Origin of the sequence: Stenotrophomonas sp. CASM106, assembly GCF_049384825.1 — a bacterium.
Classification (GTDB): Bacteria; Pseudomonadota; Gammaproteobacteria; order Xanthomonadales; family Xanthomonadaceae; genus Stenotrophomonas; species Stenotrophomonas muris.
The window spans coordinates 1-414 of sequence record NZ_JBMRFS010000077.1 but is presented as its reverse complement, the minus strand read 5'-3'; the positions used below and the strand labels follow the sequence as shown (position 1 = coordinate 414).

Here is a 414-nt window from a genome sequence, read left to right as displayed (position 1 = left end):
GTGCCCGCGACAGGCGCACGCCGGACATCACGTTGGTCTGCCAGTAGCGTTCCCAGGTCGCGTCTTCGGTCTCGAAGAAGTCCTCGGGACCGAAAATGCCGGCGTTGTTGACCAGGATGTCGACCTTGGGCAGGCCTGCCAGCAGCGTGTCGACGCCGGCCGCATCGGACAGGTCGGCGGCCACGCCGAGCACGTCGGCACCCGAAGCGGCGTCGAGCAGGCGCTGGCGGGCGCGTTCGACGCTGTCGGTGCTGCGGCCGTTGAGAATGATCCGCGCGCCCGCGTTGGCGAGGCCCTGGGCGATGGCCAGGCCGATGCCGGCGGTGGAGGCGGTGACCAGCGCGGTGCGGCCGGAGAGTTCAATCTTCATGGGGAATCCGGGGGGCAGGGGATCACCCAGTATCCGCGCAGAAA

At 69.3% G+C, this 414-nt stretch carries 1 protein-coding gene; it reads right to left on the bottom strand.

The window, feature by feature from the left end; translation table 11 throughout:
* On the bottom strand, nt 1–370 hold a 370-nt coding region (locus VG556_RS22610), incomplete at its 3' end, for an SDR family NAD(P)-dependent oxidoreductase (RefSeq protein WP_423180081.1).
* Between the last annotated feature and the right edge of the window lie 44 nt (nt 371–414).